This is a genomic window from Rhizobium sp. CFBP 13726 (assembly GCF_014841925.1).
Lineage (GTDB): Bacteria > Pseudomonadota > Alphaproteobacteria > Rhizobiales > Rhizobiaceae > Neorhizobium > Neorhizobium soli.
This window is the reverse complement of sequence record NZ_JACYUU010000002.1, coordinates 1,298,485-1,321,322: the sequence shown is the minus strand read 5'-3', so window position 1 is coordinate 1,321,322 and position 22,838 is coordinate 1,298,485. Positions and strand designations below refer to the sequence as shown.

Below are 22,838 nucleotides of genomic sequence, written 5' to 3'. Positions count from 1 at the left end.
ACTAGCTCGCCCGTGAAGTGTGGTTAACGGGTTACACTTTGGCCATGCGTCGGAAAGCCGGGTAATGTTCGAAACAGATCGGGAACGCTCCGGAATCCGCAATCGTCGCCGATTCGTTCACGTTTGTTCGAACGAAACTGGCGTGCGTATCGTACACATGTTGATCCTGGAAATCGTGGTCTCGCCTTGTCGAGGACAACATATCGGCTTGCGTTTATCGTCGAGCATGGCCATCTGATACTGCGATTGCGTTTCCGTGGAGGATCGCATCGGCGGATAAGCAGGAACTGGCTTTGCATTCTCAGCCCATGATTCTCAGCGGCCGCGGCGTCACGGCCGTGCTAGGCCCCACCAATACCGGCAAGACCCATTATGCCATCGAGCGCATGGTTGCGCACGGTTCCGGCGTCATCGGTCTGCCCCTTCGCCTGCTTGCACGCGAGGTCTATACGCGTGTCGTGGAGAAGGTCGGTTATCACAATGTCGCGCTGATCACGGGCGAGGAAAAGATCACGCCGCATATGGCGCGCTTTTCCGTCTGCACCGTCGAGGCGATGCCGCGCGAGACAAAGGCCGCCTTCGTCGCTATCGACGAGGTACAGCTGGCCGGCGATCTCGAGCGCGGGCACATCTTCACCGACCGCATCCTGCATCTTCGCGGACGCGAGGAGACGTTGCTGCTGGGCGCCGGCACCATGCGGCCGATCCTCGAACGGCTGCTTCCCGGGATCACCGTGGTCGAACGGCCGCGCCTCTCGCAGTTGTTTTATGCCGGTCAGAAAAAGATCACCCGCCTGCCGCAGCGTTCCGCGATCGTCGCCTTCTCTGCGGAAGAGGTCTATGCGATCGCCGAACTGATCCGCCGCCAGCGCGGTGGTGCGGCTGTCGTGCTTGGCGCCTTGAGCCCGCGCACCCGCAATGCACAGGTCGCTCTCTATCAGGAAGGCGATGTGGAATATCTCGTCGCAACCGATGCGATCGGCATGGGCCTCAATCTCGATGTGGATCACGTTGCCTTCGCTCAGGATCGCAAGTTCGACGGCTATCAGTTCCGCAATCTCAATCCGTCCGAAATGGCGCAGATTGCCGGGCGTGCGGGCCGCCACCTGCGTGACGGAACCTTTGGTGTCACCGGGCAGGTCCAGCCTTTCGACGACGAACTGGTCGAGCGGATCGAGGGTCATCATTTCGAGCCGGTGAAAGTGCTGCAGTGGCGCACGAAAAGCGTCGACTATTCCTCGCTTGCCGCTCTGCGCGCCAGTCTCGACCGGCCGCCGACCGTGGCGGGGCTTGCCCGCGCGCTGCCGGCAATCGATATCCAGGCGCTCGACTATCTGTCGCGCTACGCAGAAATCCGCGATACGGCGACAACGCCGGAGCGGGTGGAAAAATTGTGGGAGGCCTGCGCTCTGCCGGACTATCGGCGGATTGCCCCTGCGCAACACGCAGACCTCATTTCGACTCTTTTCTCGGATCTTGTGCGCTTCGGCACGGTGAACGAGCAATTCATGGCAGAACAGGTTCGCCGCGCCGACCGGACCGACGGAGAAATCGACACCCTGTCGGCCCGAATCGCGCAGATTCGTACCTGGACCTATGTTTCGAACCGCCCTGGCTGGCTTGCCGATCCGACACACTGGCAAGAAAAGACACGGGAAATCGAGGATAGGTTGTCGGACGCGTTACATGAACGGTTGACGAAACGCTTTGTTGATCGCAGGACATCTGTGCTCATGAAGCGCCTAAGAGAGAATGCGATGCTGGAAGCTGAAATCAGTGTGAATGGGGATGTCTTCGTCGAAGGCCATCATGTGGGGCAATTGGCTGGATTCCGATTCACGCCTATAGCCGGCACGGAGGGTCCCGATGCGAAGGCCGTCCAGGGTGCCGCGCAAAAGGCGCTTGCGCTGGAGTTCGAGGCACGCGCCGCGCGGCTTTATGCATCCGGCAACAACGACCTTGCTGTCGGCTCGGACGGTTCCGTGCGCTGGCTCGGCGAACCTGTCGGCCGGCTTGCGTCAAGCGACCATATCATGCGCCCGCGCCTGATCCTGCTTGCCGACGAGCAGTTGACCGGCAATGCCCGCGAACACGTCGTTGCGCGCATCGAGCGTTTCGTGAACCATCACATTGCGACCGTGCTGAAGCCGCTGGACGATCTGTCGCGCGCTGAAGACCTGCAGGGTCTCGCCAAGGGCCTGGCCTTCCAGCTGGTCGAAAACCTCGGCGTCATGTTCCGGCGCGATGTTGCCGAAGACGTGAAGACGCTCGATCAGGATGCGCGCGCTTCGATGCGCCGCTACGGCATCCGCTTCGGCGCCTACCATGTGTTCATGCCGGCGCTGCTGAAGCCTGCTCCGGCCGAGCTTATCACGCTTCTCTGGGCGCTGAAGAACGACGGCATCGACAAGCCGGGTTACGGCGATCTTATTCCGGCGCTTGCTGCCGGCCGCACATCGGTCGTCGCGGATCCTGCTTTCGAGCGTACCTTCTACAAGCTCGCCGGTTTCCGCTTCCTCGGCAAGCGTGCCGTTCGTATCGACATTCTCGAGCGTCTGGCCGATCTCATCCGTCCGCTGCTGCAGTGGAAGCCGGGCTCCAGCCCGCGTCCGGAAGGCGCCTATGACGGTCGCCGCTTCGTGACGACGACAGCCATGCTGTCGATCCTCGGCGCAACGCCTGACGATATGGAAGAAATTCTGAAAGGCCTCGGCTATCGCGCCGATGCCGTGAAGCCTGAAGAGGCGCAGGCATTCCTGGTTGGCCAGGAGCCAGCTGCGGCTGCCCCTGCCACGCCAACGGCTGCAGCAGACGAGGCCGCACCGACTGCCGAAGGCGATCAGGTCGAAGCAACTGAAGCTTCCGCTGAGGTTGCGGCGCCTGCCGAGGCTGCTGCTTCTGCAGAAGACGCTGCTCCTGCAGAAGACGCTGCAAGTGAAGAAGCTGCGGCGCCTGACGTCGCCGCGTCCATGGAAGCTGAAACCGTTGAAGCACCTGCAACGGCCGAGCCGGACGCTCAGGCCGAGACAGCCGCCTCGATTGAATCTGCCGCTGCCGTCGAACCCGAAGAAGCAAAGCCTGTTCTCCTGTGGCGCCCGGGTGGCGGTCGCGAGAACAGCCAGCGCCAGGGTGGTCGGCCACAGCAGGGTGATCGCCGTGGTAACGGCCAGGGTCAGCGCAATGCCGGTGCTGCCTCAGCAGGCCGTACCCAGGAAGCCCGCCCCGAGGGCGAAGCCGCTCCCAAGGAAGGCCGCCGCGATGGTCGTCGGGATGGCGAGCGCCGTGACGGTGGTCGTCCGAACCGCGACAACAACAACCGTCGGCCTGAAAACCGGGGCGATCGTCCCGAGCGCGGAGATCGTAACGATCGTCCGGACCGTAACAAGGGACCGCAGCCCGCTCGCTTTGAGGCCAAGCCACCGCGCAAGGAAAAGCCGATCGATCCGGATTCGCCCTTTGCCAAGCTTGCTGCTCTCAAGGAGCAGATGAAGAAGTAGGCGCATGGTTGAAAAAGTGCTGCATGCAGGTTCGCGACAGCGCATCGACAAGTGGCTCTTTTTCGCGCGCATGGCAAAGTCACGCTCCATCGCGCAGTCGCTGATCCAGTCCAACTGCATCCGCATAAACGGCGCGCTGGTTTCTCAACCGAGCTATCAGGTCAAGACCGGGGACCGCCTCGACATCAAGCTGGAACGGCGCGATGTGGTTCTGGTCGTCAAGTCCGGTGGTGATCGGCGGGGTCCATTCGAAGAGGCGCGGCTTCTCTACGAAGATCTGACGCCGCCTCCGGAGGAACGCCAGAAGTTGACGGCGTTCGAGCAGGCGCAACGCCTGCCGGGCTCCGGGCGTCCGACGAAGAAGGAAAGGCGGGAGACCGAACGCCTGTTTCCCGAAGCGGGCGAAAACTAGGTTTAGAAAATCCGCCCTCAAGACCCGGTTTTTACGCACGGTTTATTCTTGCGCAGTTGCAGCAAAGGCATTAGGTGACACTCGAAAAGCATGACTTCCTTGAGTGCTGAAGTCTGCCGGCTTTTCGCCTGCCGCACCTTTCGTCGGCAGCGTGCCGCAATCTGCGATATTCGGAGTTTCGCATGACATTCGTCGTGACAGACAATTGCATCCGCTGCAAATACACAGACTGTGTCGAAGTGTGCCCGGTCGATTGCTTCTACGAAGGTGAGAACTTTCTGGTCATTCACCCGGACGAATGCATCGATTGCGGCGTCTGCGAGCCTGAATGTCCGGCTGAGGCCATCAAGCCTGACACGGAACCGGGTCTCGACAAGTGGCTGAAGGTGAACTCCGACTTCGCGCAGATCTGGCCGAACATTACCGTGAAGCGGGATCCTCTTCCGGAGGCCAAGGAAATGGACGGCGAAGAGGGCAAGTATGAAAAGTACTTCTCGGCAGAGCCAGGTTCCGGCGATTAAACCCGGATGGTGACGGTGCGCCCGTCACCCGCTCGAATCAGCTGTCTTTTGGTTGGGCACTGTCCGACTGTCATGCGGCTTGCAAGAATAAAAGCAAATTATTGATTTCCGCACTTTTTTGTGGTAGAGCTTACTCACTGTTCCACAAGGTGGCACTCGCGTGCCCGAAAAACATCACGAAAGAAACAGATCGCTCCCCGCGTTCCCCGTGACATTGCAACACTTTGATGTTGTCGTCGCCGTTTCGCGAGTTGGTCTGTTTTTGCGCGCGTTGTCGGATCAGTATGGAGTGACCCGACGGTTTCCCCCGTCTCATCCGGGCCTGACAGACCCGGTTTCCCCAGACCCGATAAAACGGGTGAGTCAAAGGGAGTTTGTGAATCGAATGACGACCCAACTGAAAAAGAATTCTCCCGCACGCCAGGGCTTTAGAACTGGTGAATCGATTGTTTATCCTGCGCATGGCGTCGGCACGATCACCTCTATCGAAGAACAGGAAGTCGCGGGCATGAAGCTCGAGCTTTTCGTGATCGATTTTGAAAAGGACAAAATGCGCCTGAAGGTTCCGGTCGCCAAGGCCTTGAGCATCGGCATGCGCAAGCTCTCCGAGACGGATTTCGTCGAACGTGCATTGAAGGTGGTCCAGGGCAAGGCCCGCGTGAAGCGCACGATGTGGTCGCGTCGCGCACAGGAATATGATGCCAAGATCAATTCCGGTGATCTGATTTCCATTGCAGAAGTGGTGCGCGATCTTTTCCGCGCCGAAAACCAGCCCGAGCAGTCTTATTCCGAGCGTCAGCTGTATGAAGCGGCGCTGGATCGCATGGCGCGCGAAATTGCCGCCGTCAACAAGATGTCCGATACGGAAGCTGTTCGCCTGATCGAGGTCAACCTTGCCAAGGGTCCCAAGCGCGGCAAGACAGTTGAGGAAGATGAAGCTCAGGAAGAAGAAGCAGCCTGATTTTGTCTCTGAAAGACAACACCAAAAACCCGGCCTAGTGCCGGGTTTTTTGTTGGAACCTTTACAACACAAGCGCGTTAACCCGCCGGAACGGCGAATTTAATGCTGCATCGTGCTGCGTGTTCTCCGTCCTAACCAATAGCGGGGCGATTGCCTAACCGGTCCAAGACCTCCGCGAGACACTTGAGGGACATCGGCAGAAATTCGTAAAAATCAAGGCTGGAATATCGGTAATCCCGCAATTCAGCGTTTTTTTTTGGTTCTGCCCTTTGTCGATCACGGCACCACGGAGAACACTATGACAGCCATGTCCGCAGACCGCACAATGATCAAGATAGCGATGTCGGCTCCGTATCTCGCCCGCGAGGAAGAGCGTGATCTGGCAATCCGTTGGAAAGACCGCCAGGATCAGGGTGCTCGAAACCAGATTGCACTCGCCCACATGCGTCTCGTCATCGCGATGGCGTCGAAATTCCGTGGGTTCGGTCTACCCATGAGCGATCTCGTTCAGGAAGGTTATGTGGGATTGCTCGAGGCTGCGGCAAGGTTCGAACCGGCCCGCGATGTCCGCTTTTCCACATACGCCAGCTGGTGGATCCGTGCCTCCATGCAGGACTATATCCTGCGCAACTGGTCGATCGTACGCGGTGGTACGAGTTCAGCCCAGAAAGCGCTGTTCTTCAATCTGCGCCGCCTGCGCGCAAAACTTGCCCGCGGCGACTCCAACCTCACGGCCCAGGCCATCCATGAGGAAATTGCCGTCGCACTCGGCGTCAGCGTTTCCGACGTGCAGACCATGGATGCCCGTCTCTCCGGCAATGACTCGTCGCTTCAGGCTCCAACGATTTCCGGTGATGCCGACAGTGGCGAACGCCTCGACATGCTGGCCAGCGGCGAACCACTGCCGGACGAACAGGTCTCCGGCATGATCGATGGCGAGCGTCGGCTGAAATGGCTGCAGGGTGCCCTCACAAAGCTCAACGACCGCGAAAAGATGATCATCCGCGCCCGCAGGCTCACTGACGACGGTGCGACGCTGGAAGCGCTTGGCGCCAAGCTCGGCATTTCCAAGGAGCGTGTGCGCCAGATCGAAAGCCGCGCGATCGAGAAGCTGAAGTCGGCACTCGTCACCGCAAATCCGCAGATGGCGCTTGTGTCCTAAACACTGTGCCCGCGCCGCTCTGGCGGTCGCGACATCTCGACACGATGCTTCAAAGCGCGCAGGCCCTTGAAACGGCCCTCGCGCTTTGAAGCTTTTATACAAGCCTCATTCGGAAATGATTTTGACCTTTTGGCCCGGCGACAATGTCGCGCCGACCGGAATGGCGTTGATCAGCTTGAACAGGTCCAGCTTGCGGTCTGTGCCCATCATCCGGCTTGACAGCGATGCCATCGTATCCTGCGGCCCAACGCTTACGACGCGGACGCGGAGCGGCTTCAGCGACGCGATTTCAGGCTGTGTCATGCGGCGGAAGCTGTTGCGCAGGATCTGTGCGGTCGTGTCGAGCGCGGGACTGCCCTTTGGAACCGCCGTCAGGAACCGGAAGATCTGGTCGTTGACCTTGATCACGGTCACGTCGAAATCCCAGCGTTCGGCGGATGCGCGTGCGGTCGCGGCCGGCAGGCCGTTGACAGTCGTCTCGCGCACGGTTTCCGGCTGAAGCCCGGCCACCCAGCCGCTGGTCAGATAGTTGGGCAAGCTGCTGGTGTCGCCAGCGGCGACGCCGTCGAAACGGATCGCGGTTTCGCCAGGTCCTGTCGCGAGAACCGCTTCCACCTTGTTGTCGATGCGGAAGTCCGGCGGAACGTCGAAGCGTATTCCAAGGCCCCCGTGCAGGAAGGTCTGGCCGCGGACATAGCCCTCCTGTGGGCTGTCGCCATAGAGAAGACCATCGATGCCGGCGAGGAAATAGTCGCGACCCTTGTCGCCGACGCCTTCCTGGCCGAAATTGCGGGCGTGCCTGCGGGCTAGATCGACGCGCTGGGCGGAGTTCGGGTGGCTGGACAGGAAGTCCAGGCTCTGGTCGCTGTCGGGATCAACCGCCGAGTAGCGCGCATAGGCCGCCATCGAATCGAGGAAGCGCGCAGCGGCGTAAGGGTCGTAGCCAGCTTCGCCCAGCATCCGCACACCGATCACGTCCGCCTGCAGTTCCTGCTGGCGGGAGAACGCCGCAAGTCTCAGCTTTCCGCGGGCAAGCGCCTGCTTGCCGGCGATGTCACTGGACAGCACCTCGGCGACCACCCGGCTGGCGATTACTTCAGCTTCCTCGCGCCGCTGGCGTTCGATGCCGTGGTTGGCGGTGACGTGTCCCATCTCGTGCGACAGCACGGCCGCAACTTCCGAAGCGTCGTTGGCGAGCGCCAGCAGTCCACGCGTGACGTAGAGATAGCCACCGGGCAGGGCGAAGGCATTGATCGCCGGGGAATTGAGGATAGTGATGCGGAAGGATTGCGTCGGATTTTCCGAAACAGCGGTCAGCGCACCGGCAATCCGAGCAACCAGCCGTTCGGTCTTTGCGTCACGATATTCGCCGCCATAGCTTGCAACGATACGGGGATGCTCGCGTGCACCCATCTGCGCCCGCGGATCGTTCTTTTGAACTTCGTCGACGATCTGCGGAGAGTCTGATGGAGAAACGTTCGGCGTATAGGCCTGGTCGAACACGGACTGACAGCCTGCGAGTGCTGCACCTGCGAGCAACACGACGGCAAAGCGTCTCCAACGGCGCGGTGCGCTGGTCTGCCCGGTCCTGCCGGGTGTCGCGTCCTCGCGTGTTTTGATCCGTGTCTTCTGCACCGTCAGTCCTGTTCACCTTCGCTTCGTACCGATTTTCGCATCGCATGCACAGATAAAAGAGATAGGTTCAGCCGGCGCGTTTGCAATTGACTTCTGATAAACCAAGGCGATGACATCGCCGCAAGACCAAATTGTGGCACTGCGATAACGTTGGTTTTCGCCTGTCTCTATTCGTGACGACGCTCCGTCGACTGGCCTCTAGCGGGCGTAGGGAATAGCCGTGTTTGCGGCGGAGTTGACGATGGTGCCATCGTCGACGGCAACCACCACATCGGCAAGCTTTTGAACCTCGGCGCGGTCGTGGCTGACGATCACCACCGTATTGCCGGTTTCGCGGTGCAGGTCCAGGAGCAGCGACGCCATCGAAGACCTGAGTTCAGGATCAAGCGCCGCAAACGGCTCGTCCATCAAAAGGACGGGTCTTTTTCGCACCAGCACCCGCGCAAATGCCGCGCGCTGCCTCTCGCCGCCGGACAGCGTTCCCGGTTTGCGCGTCTCGAATCCTGCAAGCCCGACACGCTCGAGTGACTGCGAAATTCTCACCCTGTCCTCACGGGAAAGCTTGAGGGACGGATCGACGCCGAGGCCGATATTGGTGACGAGGTCGAGATGGGCGAACAGATTGTTGTCCTGGAACACCAGCGAAATCGGCCGCTTTGAGGGGTGCGCGTGGGTCACGTCCTCGCCCGCGATCAGGATGCGGCCGGACTCCGGTATCTCGAAGCCTGCGATGAGGTTCAATAAGGTCGATTTTCCCGATCCCGACGGACCGGTCAAGGCGGTAATCGCGCCGTCGGTCATGGCAATATCGAAGCTGAACCGTTTGGTGCCGAGTTGCAGCGCAGTCTTTTCCAGGCGGATGCCGTCAGCCATCGTATCCCTTTCGCCGGCTCAGACTTCCGAGGATCGTGAGCGCCAGACATATCATGCCCAAAAGCAGGGCAAGCCCATCGGCGTCGTTCGTTCGGTAGCTCGACAACCTGCTGTAGACGAGCCAGGGCAGGGTCGTCAGTTCCGTGGAGCCGAACAGGGCCACGGCTCCGAGATCGCCGAGCGAGAGCGCCATGGCAAACGACAGTGCCGTCAGGACAGGGCCGATCAGGAAGGGCAGGTCGATCCGCCGCAGTCTCGAAAAGCCTGAAATGCCGAGGCTCGCTGCCAGCCGTGCCGTCTGCCGCCGATGATCCTCGATCGCCGGTTCCAGCACCCGCATCACGAAGGGCAGCGCCATCAGCATGTTGATGACGGCGACCAGTGCCGGGGCAAACCGCGAGACATCGCCAAACGGGCGAAGCAGCAGGAACCAGCCGGTCCCGATCACGACCGGCGGCACCAGCAGCACCAGCGACGACGTTGCGCCAAGCATTGCCGCCAGTCCACGTGCCAGCATGCCGGGATGACGGAGGTCTCTCATGGCAATGCGCGCATGGATGATCGCCAGAGCCACGCTGACGGCCAGCAGCCCTGACAAGAGCGCGATCGACAGGCTTGTATAGGCGGCGTTGAGGAATGCGGGGCTGGAGGCCAGCCGCCAGAGATCGGCCTTGATGCCGGCTAGGAAGATCGAGGCAAGCGGCAGGACGAGAAACAGCGTCGTGGCAAGGATGGTCGAGCCGTCCCACAGCCTTGCGCCCCATGTGCGTCCATCGAAGCGGCGGGTGGCTCTGCCGGCAGTCACATGCGTGCCGTCGGGGGCGGGGAGAAACGCGAGTGCGGCGAGGATCAGGCCCGTCACGGCGATCTGCAGTACCGCCAGTCCGATGGCGCGGGGCGGATCGAAATCGAAGCGCAGCGACTGGTAGATCGCCACTTCCAGTGTCGTTGCCGCCGGCCCTCCACCGAGGATGAGGACCAGCGTGAAACTGGTGGCGCAGAGCATGAAGATCAGCCCGGCAATGCCCGGCACGACCCGGATCAGGGCCGGGGCTTCGATGAAACGGAAGATCGACAGGGGCTTCATGCCGAGGCTGGACGAGAGAAGCCAGTATTCCGCCGGCTGCCGCTCAAGCGCGACGAGAAACAGCCGGGCGGCCAGCGGCAGGTTGAAGAAGACATGGGCCAGAAGAATGCCGTTCAGCCCGTAAATGCTGATCGGCTGCTCCAGTCCGAGCGTCGAGAGGAGGCCGTTTACCGCGCCCTGCCTGCCCCAGATGCCGATCAGACCCAGCGCCCCGATCAGAACCGGCAGACCCATCGGCAGCGCCATCAGCCGCACGATCCAGACACGACCGACGAAACGGGGCCGTCTTGCGAGTGACAGCGCTACGGGAAGGGCCAGGCATACAGAGAAAAGGGTGGAGAGTGCCGCCTGCCAGAGCGTGAACTGCAGGATGCGTGCGGTATAGGCCGAGAACAATCGCCCCGGCGTTTCAGGCGCATCCCAGAGCAGCAGGGCCGAGACCGCGATGCCGACGAAAAGCGCGATCGCGACAAGGCTTATCACCCCGCCCGAAATCCCCCGTCTTCGCTCGGCAGCGGTCAGCAGCATGCCCGGTTCAGCCGATCAGTTCATGCTCATGGCGTTCAGCCATTCGTCGATCCATGCCTGGCGGTTCTTCGCGACTTCGTCGGATCCCATCAGGAATGTCTTTTCCGGCATGACCAGCTTGCCGAAAGCGTCGGGCAGCGGCTGCGACGTCTTCGTCACCGGCATCATCCAGTTGGTAGTGGGGATCACGTCCTGAAAACCCTGCGACACCATGAATTTGAGGAAGTCACGGGCGAGATCCTTGTCACGGGCGCCCTTCAGCATGCCGGCCACTTCGATCTGCACGTAATGGCCCTCGGAAAACGCGGCCGCCTGGTAACGGTTCTCGTTCTCCTCCACCATGTGATAGGCAGGCGAGGTCGTATAGGACAGCACCATCGGCACTTCGCCCTTGGTAAACAGGCCGTAGGCTTCCGACCAACCGGGCGTGACGGTCAGGATGCGGCCCTTCAGCTTTGCCCAGGCTTCCGGCGCCTTGTCGCCATAGACTGATTTCATCCACAAAAGCAGGCCGAGGCCGGGTGTCGAGGTGCGCGGATCTTCGATCGCGATCTTCTGCGAAGGATCGCCTTCCACCAGTTCCTTCAGGCTCCTCGGCGGGTTCTTGATGGTCTTCGTGTCGTAGACGACGGCGAAATGACCGTAGTCATAGGGCAGGAACGTATCGTCGGCGTAATTGCCGGGAACGTTGATGCCGCCATTGCCGGACGATGCCTGCAGTCCATGCGGTTCGAACAGGCCGGTGGCCTTGGCCTCCGAAATCAGGTTGGTATCGAGGCCGAGCGCGATATCGGCCTTGGTCGTCTCGCCCTCCAGCTTCAGCCGGGTCAGAAGGGCTACGCCATCGGCGACAGCCACGAATTCGACCTTGCAGGCGCAGGTCTTTTCGAAAGCGGCCTTCACCTTGGGGCCGGGGCCCCATTCGGCAGTAAAGCTTTCGTAGGTGTAGATGGTCAGCACCTTGTCTTCGGCCTTGGCGGCCGGCGACAGGATGATGGTGGCCGCAGCCACGGTGAGCGATAGCAAGAGTTTGCGCATCAACGCCTCCTTCAAAATCAATCTACAAGGGGAATAGGCGCTGAGCGTGAGCCGTCTAATCCCTCCGCCGGTGTTAGCCGGATCAGGTTCCGCGGGTTGGCTGAAAGCCTCTCAGCCGCACGTTACCGCGCAGCACCCCGTTAGAGCGGGAGTAGATGTAACGGTGAAGGAATTGTCTGGCAAGTGGTGTCGAACCCTGCCGTCTTGCGTTCAGGGCCAAAGGACCGAAAGGCATCGTGCGATAGCAGTCTCGATAGCAAGAAAGCCGCCCGGCGTGCCGGACGGCTTTCTTGCTAGTAGTTCTTTGACAACAAGGTTCAGGCGTTGAGCGCGTAGCCTGACTGGGAGTCGTTGCGGAATATCTTGAGGTCACGCGGCACGATCGCCATGCCGCCAAGACGGTTGGCGATGGCATAATCGATTGTCTGCTCCACCACATGCGGCATGACCGGCTTGGTCAGAACGCCGAGCGATCCTTCGACGCCGTCTTTCACGTCTTCCGGATTGGCCGTCATGAAGATGACCGTCAGGCCGTATTCGGCAGCGAGTTCGCGCCCGATTTCCGGACCGGTCCGGCCGTCGGAGAGATTGACGTCGACCAGCGCGATATCGGCGTATGCACCGAGCGACAGGGCGTGCTTGCGGGCGCTGGCAAAGCCTGCAACCTTGAGACCCATGCTCTCGACAGTCTCGGCAACATCAAGCGCGATCAGGAATTCGTCCTCGACGATCAGAACGCGCTGTTCCATTGCATCACTCGCCAGCCGACGACGCATCACATTAGTCAGCATTGGACATTCCTAACCGTTTTGTTTCCATCTGGTCGGCATGTCGGCATTCATACCGCACTACGCATTTCGACCACTTGATGGATGCCGAACGTCACCGGGGAATGTTTGTTCCGGCTCGCGACAAATAAAACGGTGGATATTTATTTGTTAAGTATAGGAATTCTTTAACTATCCTTCAATCTGTTCTCGGAGCATCTCAAGCTCCAGCCATTCTTCTTCCATTTTGGCGACACGATCGCGTAGTTTTGCCGTCTCTGCGGCAAGCTTTGAAAACGCCGACGGGTCTTTGGCGAAGAGTTTGGGATCGGCCATCTTCCGTTCGGACGTGGCGATCTCGTCCTGTGCCTTCGCCATCTCTTTGGGTAGATTTTCAAGCGCGAATTTCTGCTTGAACGAAAGTTTGCCCTTCGCCTTGGTGACACCGGGCGCACTGCCTTCGGTCTTTGCCTTTTCCGCCTTATCGGCGCGGCGCTTTTCGTCGGCCATGCCTTTGCGCTGCTGCAGCATGTCGGTATAGCCGCCTGCATATTCGATCCAGCGTCCATCCGGCGCATCCGGGTCTACCGGAGCGATCGTCGAGGTCACGGTGCGGTCGAGAAAGTCGCGGTCATGGCTGACGAGAATGACGGTGCCGGCATAGCCCGCGACGATTTCCTGCAGCAGGTCGAGCGTCTCGATGTCGAGGTCGTTGGTCGGTTCGTCGAGGATCAGAAGGTTCGACGGCTTTGCCAGCATGCGGGCCAGCATCAGGCGCGCGCGCTCGCCACCGGAGAGGTTCTTGATCGGCGTGCGGATCTGTTCCGGCTGGAACAGGAAGTCTTTCATGTAGCCCGCCACATGCCGCTGTTCGCCGTTGACCAGCAGCGTTTCGCCGCGGCCATCTGTCAAGTAATGGGACAGCGTGTCGGCGGGATCGAGGTCCTCGCGCTTCTGGTCGAGCGTGGCAATCTCGAGATTGGTGCCGAGCTTGATCCAGCCGCCGTCGGGGGCGAGCTGGCCCGTCAGCATCTTCAGCAGCGTCGTCTTGCCAGCACCATTCGGGCCGACCAGGCCGATCCGGTCGCCGCGATGGATGCGGATCGAGAATGGCGCGACGATCGGCTTGTCATAGGTCTTGGTGATGTTTTCCGCTTCCACCACCAGCTTGCCGGACTCGCGACCTTCGGCGACGGAGGCCTGAACGGAACCCTGCGGCCCCTTGTGGCCGCGGTAGTCGGCACGCATGGACTGCAGCTCGCCGACGCGGCGCATGTTGCGCTTGCGCCTTGCGGTCACGCCGTAGCGCATCCAATGTTCTTCGCGCTCGATCGCCTTGCCGAGCTTGTGCTGCTCGATCTCTTCCTCTTCGAGAACCTGATCGCGCCAGGCTTCGAAATGGCCGAAACCGCGCGACAGGCGGCGGGAGGTGCCGCGGTCGAGCCAGACGGTGGCGTTGGATACCTTTTCGAGAAAGCGACGGTCATGGCTGATGACGACGAGCGCGCTGCGGGTCTTGCGCAACTCGTCTTCCAGCCATTCGATGGTCGGCAGATCGAGATGGTTGGTCGGCTCGTCCAGCATCAGGATATCAGGTTCCGGCGCCATGACGCGGACAAGTGCTGCACGTCGGGCTTCTCCGCCCGAAAGCCTGACCGGATCTTCCTCTCCTGTCAGGCCGAGATGCTCCAGGAGATAGGTGACGCGATAGGGGTCGTCGCCCGGTCCAAGCCCCGCTTCCGCATAGGCCTGCACGGTTTTGTAACCAGCGAAATCCGGCGCCTGTTCGAGATAGCGGATCGTCGCATTGGGGTGCCGGAAAACCTCGCCCGACTGCGCTTCCACCATGCCGGCGGCGATCTTCATCAGCGTCGATTTGCCGGAACCGTTGCGGCCGACGAGAGAGATGCGGTCGCCGGGCTCTACCTGCAGGGCAGCTCCGTTGAGAAGCGGCGTGCCGCCGAAGGTTAGAACGATATCGTCGAGTTTCAGAATAGGCGGTGCCATGCGGCGTCTATGCTCCGGAAAAATCGTTTGGACGGGCAAGGATCATCGCCCTGCCGTCACGTAAATGGAATTGGACCGGCCCTTCTGCAACGTTGGACACGGTGCGGGAAGAACCGAAGGGCAGCGTGTAATCCTTGAGTGGATAGCGCGCGCCAAGAATGTCCAGGCCTGTAAGGCCCGTAAAACCGATGACGGAAAACAACGCGCCCTTGGGCAGGTCGAGTGTCATCGTGCCGGTGAGAAACGGCACAGCCTCTTCCTCGCCGGATGTGAGAAGAACGTCATGGCCGCGCTCGGCAAGGCTCATCGCATGCAGAAAATGCTGGAGCGCGTGGTCGGACCGTTCGCCGCCCAGCGCGCCTATCAGAATGAGCCGCGTCGCGCCGCGTTCGATCGCTTCGGCCGTCGCAATCTCGCCGTCCGTCTCGTTCTTTTCCGGCGGATAGGTCCGGCGCTCGACATCGGGATAGCGCTCGATCAGGTCTGCGTCGGAGGAATCGAAATCGCCCACCCAGAGCTCCGGCATCACACCCAGCGCCTCTGCATGGCGCATGCCGCTGTCTGCCGCGATGAAGCGGCTTGCGGCAACTGCCTTTTGCAGTCGGTCGGTTACGGTGAGGTCACCGCCGAGCAGGATCGTGAAGGTCGAGTTGGCCATTGCTCATGCCCTTATCCTAAAGCGGCTGGCAAGGGAAAGGCGCGTGTCGCACTGTTCGTGCGAAAGCGGTCATTTTTGCTCCCATTGACGGCGGGCGTGGCAAGGATTATTTGAAAAGTCGAAATTCCGTGGTGATTTGGCCGGCCGGCTTGCAGCCACGTAAAAAAAGTCGCTAAAGGGCCGCGAGAAGAGTTTCAAAAACTTCCCACGGGCCGGCTGCGATTTTTCGTGCCGGCTTTTTGTTTTTGGGTTGAAGAGATGCCGATCAAGATCCCCGATACGCTGCCTGCCTTCAATACGCTCGTTTCCGAGGGCGTGCGGGTACTGACCGAAACGATGGCCGTGCGCCAGGACATCCGGCCGCTGCAGATCGGGCTTCTCAACCTCATGCCCAACAAGATCAAGACCGAGGTGCAGATGGCGCGCCTTGTCGGCGCCTCGCCGCTGCAGGTCGAGTTTTCGCTGGTCCGCATCGGCGGCCACAAGGCCAAGAACACATCGGAAGATCATCTCCTGTCGTTCTACGAGACGTGGGAAGAGGTGAAGCACCGCAAGTTCGACGGTTTCATCATCACCGGCGCGCCGGTGGAAACCCTGCCATACGAGGATGTCACCTACTGGCAGGAGATGAAGGAAATCTTCGACTGGACCACCACCAACGTGCATTCCACCATGAATGTCTGCTGGGGGGCGATGGCCGCCATCTATCATTTCCACGGCGTTCCGAAGCACGGGCTGAAGGAAAAGGCGTTTGGGGTCTATCGCCACCGCAACCTGTCGCCGGCCTCCGTCTACCTCAACGGCTTCTCCGACGATTTCCAGGTGCCGGTGTCGCGCTGGACGGAAGTTCGTCGGGAGGATGTTGAAAAGGCCGGCAGTGACCTCGAGATCCTGATGGAATCAGACGAAATGGGCCTCTGCCTCGTGCATGAGCGGGCCGGACGGCGGCTGTTCATGTTTAACCACGTCGAATACGATTCCACCTCGCTTGCCGACGAGTATTTCCGCGATGTCGATGCCGGCATCCCCATCAAGATGCCGCACGACTATTTTCCGCACAACGACGATACGCTGGCTCCGCTCAACCGCTGGCGCGGTCATGCGCATCTGCTGTTTGGAAACTGGATTAACGAGATCTACCAGACGACGCCTTACGACCTCGAAAAAATCGGCACCGAGTGACCGAGACCGGTTTCTGCCCCGTCATCCTTGCTGGATGATAGCCTGACGGATTTTTCCGCTGGCCTCGTTGCAGCTTTGACCGAAATCACGCAGTTTGCCGCAAACATTCGGGAGATGGGTTATGACGGGTCATGAATTCGAGATTTTCGGCACGACGAAGAGCGGCGAGGCGGTGCATCGGATCACGCTGTCGGGCGGCGGGCTGACAGCCCAGGTTCTCACCTGGGGCTCGGTTATTCAGGATCTGCGGCTTGCCGGCCACGAGCCGCCTTTGGTGCTGGGGTTCGACAATTTTGCGGACTATGAGGCCTATTCTCCGTATTTCGGCGCCACGCCTGGTCGCTGTGCCAATCGCATCGGCGATGGCCGCTTCTCGATCGACGGCACAGAATACCAGCTGGAACTCAACGAAGACGGCGTAACCCATCTGCACGGCGGATCCGACGGTATCGCCCGGCGCATCTGGTCGATCGTCGATCACGCGGAAGACCGACTCGTGCTGCAGATCACCGACCCGGACGGACGCGCCGGATATCCCGGCAACTGCACCGTCACCGCGACCTACCAGCTGATGGAAGACGGGGTGCTTTCGGTGATCTACGACACGGTGACCGACCAGCCGACGCCCGCCAACGTCTGCCAGCACTCCTATTTCAATCTAGACGGTCGTCCCGACATTTTCGGCCACGACATGATGATCGCCGCGGCTGAGCTGACGGCGGTGGATGAACGGATGGTGCCGACCGGCGTCCTGATGCCGCTTGCCGGCACCACGTTCGACCTGAGCGAGATGGGTCCGATCCAGCGGACCGGTGCCGATGGCGAGCAAGTGCCGTTCGATCACAACTACTGCCTTTCGGAGGAGAGGACCGCCAAGCGCTCAATCGCGCTTGCCCGCAGCCTGTATTCCGGCGTGCAGCTCGAAGTGCGCACCACGGAGCCGGGGATCCAGTTCTACGCGGGCTTCAAGCTCGCCTTGCCGGTGCCCGGCATGGAAGGCCGCCACTATGCGCCTTACGCCGGCTTCTGCCTGGAAACCCAGGTCTGGCCGGACGCCATCAACCACGAGACTTTCCCCAATGCAGTGCTTCGCCCCGGCGAAACCCTGCGACAGGAAACCGATTACGTGTTTTCGAAGAGCTGAGGCCGTGAGAGCGGAGGCTGCCACAAGGTGGCCTCTGTCCCGCTACTGGTGGCGGACATAGGACCGACAATGCTGAGCCTTGGCCCGGCCGCGCCGTCGTTATTACTTTTTGTTTTTTTGGGAGAATTTGGAGCGGGCGAAGGGATTCGAACCCTCGACCCCAACCTTGGCAAGGTTGTGCTCTACCACTGAGCTACACCCGCTCATAAACCGTCGACCCGGTGGTAGTCTGGATCGTCGGTGCCGCTCGTTGCCGGCGACGGGCGGTATATGGCCCAGACTTTTTTTAAATGCAACAGGGAAATGACGATCTCGATGAAGAATTTTTCAGGCGCTTTGAAAGTCCCTGCGAAACAAGGGTTTGCGCCCAGGCGTGCATCTTGGCCGGTCGGAACAATCTGTCTATAGTCCGCCATCCTTACCCCGCCGGCCGGGGCCAACACCTCAAGAGCAGCCAAGATCGATCATGCCAAAAACTGCAGAAGACCTGTTCGCCTTTCTCGATAGCCTCGATATTGCCCACAAGACGAAAGCGCATGCACCGGTGTTTACGGTATCGGAATCAGCCAGTCTGCGTGACGAGATCCCGGGCGGGCATACCAAGAACCTGTTCGTCAAAGACAAGAAGGACCAGTTCTTCGTCATCACGGTCGAAGAAAATGCCAGCGTCGATCTGAAGACCGTCCACAAGGTGATCGGTGCGTCCAGTCGCGTCTCGTTCGGCAATCCTGAAAAGATGCTGGAATTTCTCGGCGTCGTGCCGGGCTCCGTCACCGTGTTCGGCGCGCTGAACGACACGGATAACAACGTCACGTTCGTGCTCGACGAAGACCTCATGCGCGAAGAGGTGATCAATGGCCATCCACTCTCAAACGATGCGACGACGTCGATCGGTCGCGACGATCTTATCCGCTTTCTGGAGGCGACGGGCCATACGCCGCTTGTCTTGAAAGTGACGGGCTGACATACGATCTTTGCAATTCAGAGTAAGACATAATGCGCATCGGCCGTGTGCCGATTGGACTTTTTCCGGGAGAACACTTTCATGAGCGGCACGAACAATCCTTATGGTGGCTCCTACGGCGCCGGTAACTACGGTGGCCAGAACGCGACGGTGAACTTCGGTTCGACGCCTGCAGCGGCCCCAGCGCCCGCGGCTTCCTCTGCCCCTGCTGCTGCCGGTAGCTATATCTCGGACACGACGACCGCAGGCTTTGGCAAGGACGTGATCGAGGCATCGCGCAGCCAGCCGGTTCTCGTCGATTTCTGGGCGCCCTGGTGCGGTCCGTGCAAGCAGCTCACGCCCGTCATCGAAAAGGTCGTCAACGAAGCCCAGGGTCGCGTCAGGCTCGTCAAGATGAACATTGACGACCATCCCTCGATCGCGGGACAGCTCGGGATCCAGTCGATCCCGGCCGTGATCGCCTTTGCCGATGGCCGTCCGGTCGACGGGTTCATGGGCGCCATTCCGGAAAGCCAGATCCGCGAGTTCATCGAAAAGGTTGCAGGCCCCGAGGGCATGGACCAGGCCGCCGAGATCGAGGCGGTGCTCGGCGAAGCAGAAACCCTGCTCGGTCAGGAAGACATCCAGGGTGCCGCACAGCTCTACGGCGCCGTCCTGCAGGCTGACCCGGAAAACCCGAAGGCTGCGGCCGGCATGATGCAGTGCCTGATCGGCATGGGCGAAACGGCCCGCGCCGCAGAGATGCTCGCCTCCCTGCCGGAAGAGATGTCTGCTGATCCTGCGGTTCAGGCGGTTGCCAAGAAGCTGGAGCAGATCGAGGAAGCCCGCAAGCTGGGCGACCCTGTCGCACTCGAGCAGCAGATTGCAGCCAACCCTGACGATCACGAGGCCCGCATGAGCCTTGCCAAGATACTCAACGTCCAGGGCGAACGCGAAAAGGCGGCCGATCATCTGCTGACCATCATGCGCAAGGACCGCACGTTCGACGACGATGGCGCGCGCCGCCAGCTGCTGCAATTCTTCGAGGTCTGGGGCCCGAAAGATCCGGCTACGATTTCCGGGCGCCGCCGCCTTTCGTCGATCCTGTTCTCCTGATTGTGTTGCCGATTGATCGCTAAGCCGGATCGCAGCCTTGCGTTCCGGCGACGATGCCCCACATTAGTTTTATAGGTTTGGCTGAACGGCCAGGTTTGGACAACGGCCAGATTCGGACAGACATTTTTGTCCGGTGAATGTGGTCTGGGAGGTATCGGACCAATGCATGTGGGAAACGCGCGCTATCTGAAGCGGGAGGATCTTCCGGAAACGATCCCGGTCTTTCCGCTGACTGGGGCTTTGCTCCTGCCGGGAGGCCAGCTTCCTCTCAATATCTTCGAGCCGCGTTATCTGTCCCTGTTCGATGCAGCGCTTGCGGGCGACAGGTTGATCGGCATCGTGCAGCCATCATTGATGGAACCGGACGAGCCGCTCGGCGGCGGGCGCTCGGCGCTGTCGTCGATCGGTTGCGCCGGCCGGATCACGTCCTTTGCCGAAACCGGCGATGGCCGCTACATCATTTCGCTCAGCGGGATCTGCCGCTTCAGGCTGCTCGATGAGATCGGTGGCGGCCATCCGTTCCGCAAATTCAGACACGCGCCGTTCCTGTCCGATCTGACCGACGAGGATGACGAAAAAGCCGTCAACCGTCCGGAACTGCTGCGGGTCTTCAAGGCCTATCTCGACGCCAACAAGCTGGAGGCGGACTGGGAAAGCATCGAGCGGGCCGGAAACCGGACGCTGGTGAATTCGCTGTCGATGATGTCGCCCTTTGGCCCTGCCGAGAAGCAGGCGCTTCTGGAGGCACCGGATCTGAAGAGCCGGGCTGATACGTTGATCGCAATCACCGAGATCCTGCTTGCGCAGGGATCCGGGACAGCGAACGTGCTGCAGTAGGGCAAAGGCCGGTCATGGACGAAAAACTCAGCAAGGTGGATCCGAAACTGCTCGATCTTCTCGTCTGCCCGATGACCAAGGGCAGGCTGTCGCTCGATCGCGAAAACAACGAGCTCGTGTCGCAAGGCGCGCGCCTTGCCTATCCGATCCGCGACGGGATCCCGATCATGCTCATGTCGGAAGCCCGCAAGCTCGAGGACTAGCCTTCAGATCGAGCCGTGAGCAACCTTCAGATCGATCGGCCGCTCAGCAGTTTCGGGTTGTCCTTCACCGTCGTTCCGGCGGCCTGACCGATGAAGAAATCCTTGATCTTCGGAAGCCGCTCCACGACGCCCAAGCCGAAATCGCGGGCGATGCGGATTGGCGTGACGTCGTTGGAAAACAGCCGGTTCAGCACATCCGTCGTCACGCCCATCCGGAACGTATCGAAACGCCGCCACGACTGGTAGCGCTCGAGCACATTGAGCGAGCCGATGTCGAGGCCGAGGCGATCCGCCTCGACGACGGTCTCGGCAAGCGCTGCCACATCCTTGAAGCCGAGGTTGAGACCCTGGCCGGAGATCGGATGAATGCCGTGGGCGGCATCGCCGGCAAGCGCGAAGCGCGGTGCGACGAAGGCACGCGACAGGGTGAGGCTGAGCGGATAGGCCTTGCGACCGCCGACCAGCCGGATCTCGCCCAGCTTGTGGCCGAAGCGCCGCTGCAGCTCTTCCTCGAAGATCAGGTCGTCCGATGCCATCAGGCGCTCGGCGGCATCGGTGCGCTCCGTCCAGACCAGTGACGAGCGATTGTTGGTGAGCGGCAGGATGGCGAACGGGCCGGACGGCAGGAAATGCTCTTCCGCCACGCCATCGTGGTCGCGTTCATGGGCAACCGTTGCGACGATGCCGGACTGGTCGTATGTCCAGTTGACAGTGCGGATACCGGCCATGTCGCGCAGCTTCGAGCGCACGCCGTCGCACGCAACGAGAAGGCGGGTTTCCTCGGTCGAGTCATCGGAAAATTTCACGGTCGTATGCGTTGCGGTCGTCTCGAAGCCGGTGGCGGAAAGGCTGTGACGGATCGATACGCCGAGCCGTTCGGCGGCACCGCGCAGGGCGCGCACCATCGCGACGTTCGGCACCATATGGGCAAACGGCCTGCCTGCCTGGATCGTGCCGTCGAAGGTGAGAAAGACCGGGCGGACCGGATCGGATGTCCGGCTGTCGGTGACGATCATCCGGTTGATCGGCTGGGCGTGCGGCAAGATTTCGTCCCAGGTGCCGAGGATGTCGAGCATCTGGCTGGCGGCCGCGATGATCGCGGAGGCTCGCTCGTCCTTTTCCCAGACACCGGCCGGTGCGGCCTCGACGACCTGGACCTCCAGATGCGGCGCCGCCTGCTTGACCGCGACCGCCGCCGCAAGGCCCACATAACCACCACCCACAACCAGCATGTCCAGCATTGAAAAACTCCCGAGCACGTCAAACACTTCGTGGCGTTTCCATTTGAGCTCGAAACGCTTAGCCTTAGATATAGATCATCAAGTGCCCGCTTCCTACCGCCGGAGTCCGTCTTAATGTCGAGTTCTTCTACCCCGATCGATCCCATCAGCGCACTGCTGACCGTACTCGACCTCGAAAAGCTGGAGGAGAACCTGTTTCGCGGCAGGACCGGCCCCGACACGGGATGGCAGAGAGTGTTCGGGGGACAGGTGATCGGCCAGGCGCTGGTTGCGGCACAGCGGACGGTGGCCAGCGATCGCTTCGTGCACTCGCTGCATGCCTATTTCCTGCGGCCTGGAGATCCGCTGGTGCCGATCATCTACCAAGTGGAGCGTATCAGGGACGGGTCGAGCTTCACCACGCGACGGATTGTCGCCATCCAGCATGGTCATGCCATCTTTTCGATGTCCGCTTCGTTCCAGATCGACGAAGGCGGTTACGACCATCAGATGTCGATGCCGCCCGTCGCCATGCCGGAAGAGCTGATGCCGGAAAGCGAATTCAAGCAGATGTTCCTGAAGCACGGCTCGGATGCCGTGCGCCGCTACTGGTCTCGCGAGCGTCCGATCGAGATGCGGCCGACGTCGCTTGCGCATTATCTGTCCAAGGAGAAGCTGGAGCCGCGCCAGGATATCTGGGTGAGGACCACCGGCCCGGTGCCGGACGACCGGGCGATCCAGGCAGCGCTGCTTGCCTATCTCTCCGACATGACGCTTCTCGATGCATCTCTCTATCCGCACGGCACCTCGATCTTCGATCCAACCATCCAGGCTGCGAGCATCGACCATGCGATGTGGTTCCACCGTCCGATCCGTTTCGACGACTGGCTGCTCTATTCGCAGGACAGTCCCAGCGCATCCGGCGCGCGCGGCATGACCCGCGGCGCAATCTACAGTCGATCCGGCGAGCTCGTCGCATCCGTCGCGCAAGAAGGTTTGATTCGTAAAAGAGCAAATGAATAATATTTGGGCATTTTGAGAAAACTG

Annotated in this window: 21 protein-coding genes, 1 tRNA gene and 2 riboswitches; of the genes, 12 read left to right on the top strand and 10 right to left on the bottom strand. The window is 60.7% G+C overall.

Annotated features, from left to right (window positions below; translation table 11 throughout):
• Window positions 1-287: 287 nt before the first annotated feature.
• The 5 genes from IFT66_RS13560 (at window position 288) to IFT66_RS13540 (ending at window position 6,553) form a co-directional block, all read left to right on the top strand.
• Entirely contained in the window at window positions 288-3,497 is a 3,210-nt protein-coding gene (locus IFT66_RS13560) for a helicase-related protein (RefSeq protein ID WP_192077988.1), read from the top strand.
• 4 nt (window positions 3,498-3,501) lie between these two features.
• Window positions 3,502-3,909 carry an RNA-binding S4 domain-containing protein gene (locus IFT66_RS13555; RefSeq protein WP_192077879.1) on the top strand — a complete coding sequence of 136 codons (408 nt, stop codon included), beginning with the start codon at window positions 3,502-3,504 and terminating at the stop codon, window positions 3,907-3,909.
• Between the two features lie 182 nt (window positions 3,910-4,091).
• Entirely contained in the window at window positions 4,092-4,430 is a 339-nt protein-coding gene (gene fdxA, locus IFT66_RS13550; RefSeq protein WP_062462209.1) for a ferredoxin FdxA, read from the top strand.
• Between the two features lie 385 nt (window positions 4,431-4,815).
• Window positions 4,816-5,391 carry a CarD family transcriptional regulator gene (locus IFT66_RS13545; protein ID WP_062462212.1) on the top strand — a complete coding sequence of 192 codons (576 nt, stop codon included), beginning with the start codon at window positions 4,816-4,818 and terminating at the stop codon, window positions 5,389-5,391.
• Between the two features lie 298 nt (window positions 5,392-5,689).
• The gene (locus IFT66_RS13540; protein WP_062462213.1) at window positions 5,690-6,553 is read left to right on the top strand and encodes an RNA polymerase factor sigma-32; all 864 of its coding nucleotides are present in this window, start codon (window positions 5,690-5,692) and stop codon (window positions 6,551-6,553) included.
• 105 nt (window positions 6,554-6,658) lie between these two features.
• On the opposite strand, the gene IFT66_RS13535 is transcribed toward IFT66_RS13540, so the two are convergent.
• The 7 genes from IFT66_RS13535 to IFT66_RS13505 all read right to left on the bottom strand — a co-directional run bounded on the left by IFT66_RS13535 (window position 6,659) and on the right by IFT66_RS13505 (window position 15,146).
• Window positions 6,659-8,173 (bottom strand): M48 family metalloprotease, encoded by a 1,515-nt coding sequence (locus tag IFT66_RS13535; protein ID WP_113165693.1) that lies wholly within the window; start codon window positions 8,171-8,173, stop codon window positions 6,659-6,661.
• A gap of 213 nt (window positions 8,174-8,386) precedes the next feature.
• Window positions 8,387-9,061, bottom strand: a complete 675-nt coding sequence (locus tag IFT66_RS13530) for a thiamine ABC transporter ATP-binding protein (RefSeq protein WP_192077878.1) — start codon at window positions 9,059-9,061, stop codon at window positions 8,387-8,389.
• Entirely contained in the window at window positions 9,054-10,676 is a 1,623-nt protein-coding gene (locus IFT66_RS13525; RefSeq protein ID WP_192077877.1) for a thiamine/thiamine pyrophosphate ABC transporter permease ThiP, read from the bottom strand. The genes IFT66_RS13530 and IFT66_RS13525 overlap by 8 nt, the downstream gene beginning before the upstream one ends.
• A 15-nt stretch (window positions 10,677-10,691) precedes the next feature.
• On the bottom strand, window positions 10,692-11,714 hold the full coding sequence (thiB, locus tag IFT66_RS13520; protein ID WP_192077876.1) for a thiamine ABC transporter substrate binding subunit: 1,023 nt from the start codon (window positions 11,712-11,714) through the stop codon (window positions 10,692-10,694).
• A 42-nt stretch (window positions 11,715-11,756) separates the two neighbouring features.
• Window positions 11,757-11,864, bottom strand: a riboswitch (TPP riboswitch).
• Window positions 11,865-12,031: 167 nt separating this feature from the next.
• A complete protein-coding gene (locus IFT66_RS13515; protein WP_062462225.1) occupies window positions 12,032-12,505 on the bottom strand; it encodes a response regulator in 474 nt (157 codons plus the stop codon).
• A gap of 168 nt (window positions 12,506-12,673) precedes the next feature.
• A complete protein-coding gene (locus tag IFT66_RS13510; protein ID WP_192077875.1) occupies window positions 12,674-14,488 on the bottom strand; it encodes an ABC-F family ATP-binding cassette domain-containing protein in 1,815 nt (604 codons plus the stop codon).
• Between the two features lie 7 nt (window positions 14,489-14,495).
• Window positions 14,496-15,146 (bottom strand): thiamine diphosphokinase, encoded by a 651-nt coding sequence (locus tag IFT66_RS13505; protein WP_192077874.1) that lies wholly within the window; start codon window positions 15,144-15,146, stop codon window positions 14,496-14,498.
• Window positions 15,147-15,264: 118 nt separating this feature from the next.
• Window positions 15,265-15,342: riboswitch (SAM riboswitch) on the top strand.
• Between the two features lie 62 nt (window positions 15,343-15,404).
• Here IFT66_RS13505 and metA point away from each other — a divergent pair.
• Together metA and IFT66_RS13495 are read left to right on the top strand one after the other, a co-directional pair.
• Complete coding sequence (gene metA / locus IFT66_RS13500) at window positions 15,405-16,328, top strand: homoserine O-acetyltransferase MetA (protein ID WP_192077873.1); 924 nt, start codon at window positions 15,405-15,407, stop codon at window positions 16,326-16,328.
• A 121-nt stretch (window positions 16,329-16,449) separates the two neighbouring features.
• Window positions 16,450-17,472 (top strand): aldose epimerase family protein, encoded by a 1,023-nt coding sequence (locus tag IFT66_RS13495; RefSeq protein ID WP_192077872.1) that lies wholly within the window; start codon window positions 16,450-16,452, stop codon window positions 17,470-17,472.
• Window positions 17,473-17,600: 128 nt separating this feature from the next.
• Here IFT66_RS13495 and IFT66_RS13490 read toward each other — a convergent pair.
• Window positions 17,601-17,675: transfer RNA gene (locus IFT66_RS13490), tRNA-Gly, on the bottom strand.
• Window positions 17,676-17,888, bottom strand: coding sequence for a hypothetical protein (locus IFT66_RS13485; protein WP_162734794.1), 213 nt, complete (start codon window positions 17,886-17,888; stop codon window positions 17,676-17,678).
• 50 nt (window positions 17,889-17,938) lie between these two features.
• Between IFT66_RS13485 and IFT66_RS13480 the strand changes: the two genes are divergently transcribed.
• From IFT66_RS13480 to IFT66_RS13465, 4 genes are all read left to right on the top strand, one after another.
• Window positions 17,939-18,436, top strand: coding sequence for a prolyl-tRNA synthetase associated domain-containing protein (locus IFT66_RS13480; RefSeq protein ID WP_062462247.1), 498 nt, complete (start codon window positions 17,939-17,941; stop codon window positions 18,434-18,436).
• 81 nt (window positions 18,437-18,517) lie between these two features.
• A complete protein-coding gene (gene trxA, locus IFT66_RS13475) occupies window positions 18,518-19,531 on the top strand; it encodes a thioredoxin (RefSeq protein ID WP_192077871.1) in 1,014 nt (337 codons plus the stop codon).
• A 162-nt stretch (window positions 19,532-19,693) separates the two neighbouring features.
• Window positions 19,694-20,368 carry an LON peptidase substrate-binding domain-containing protein gene (locus IFT66_RS13470; protein WP_062462253.1) on the top strand — a complete coding sequence of 225 codons (675 nt, stop codon included), beginning with the start codon at window positions 19,694-19,696 and terminating at the stop codon, window positions 20,366-20,368.
• Between the two features lie 14 nt (window positions 20,369-20,382).
• The gene (locus tag IFT66_RS13465; protein ID WP_062462256.1) at window positions 20,383-20,571 is read left to right on the top strand and encodes a Trm112 family protein; all 189 of its coding nucleotides are present in this window, start codon (window positions 20,383-20,385) and stop codon (window positions 20,569-20,571) included.
• A 26-nt stretch (window positions 20,572-20,597) separates the two neighbouring features.
• On the opposite strand, the gene IFT66_RS13460 is transcribed toward IFT66_RS13465, so the two are convergent.
• A complete protein-coding gene (locus IFT66_RS13460) occupies window positions 20,598-21,812 on the bottom strand; it encodes a ubiquinone biosynthesis hydroxylase (RefSeq protein ID WP_192077870.1) in 1,215 nt (404 codons plus the stop codon).
• A 114-nt stretch (window positions 21,813-21,926) separates the two neighbouring features.
• On the opposite strand from IFT66_RS13460, the gene tesB reads away from it, so the two are divergent.
• Complete coding sequence (gene tesB, locus IFT66_RS13455; protein WP_062581589.1) at window positions 21,927-22,814, top strand: acyl-CoA thioesterase II; 888 nt, start codon at window positions 21,927-21,929, stop codon at window positions 22,812-22,814.
• Window positions 22,815-22,838 lie beyond the last annotated feature (24 nt).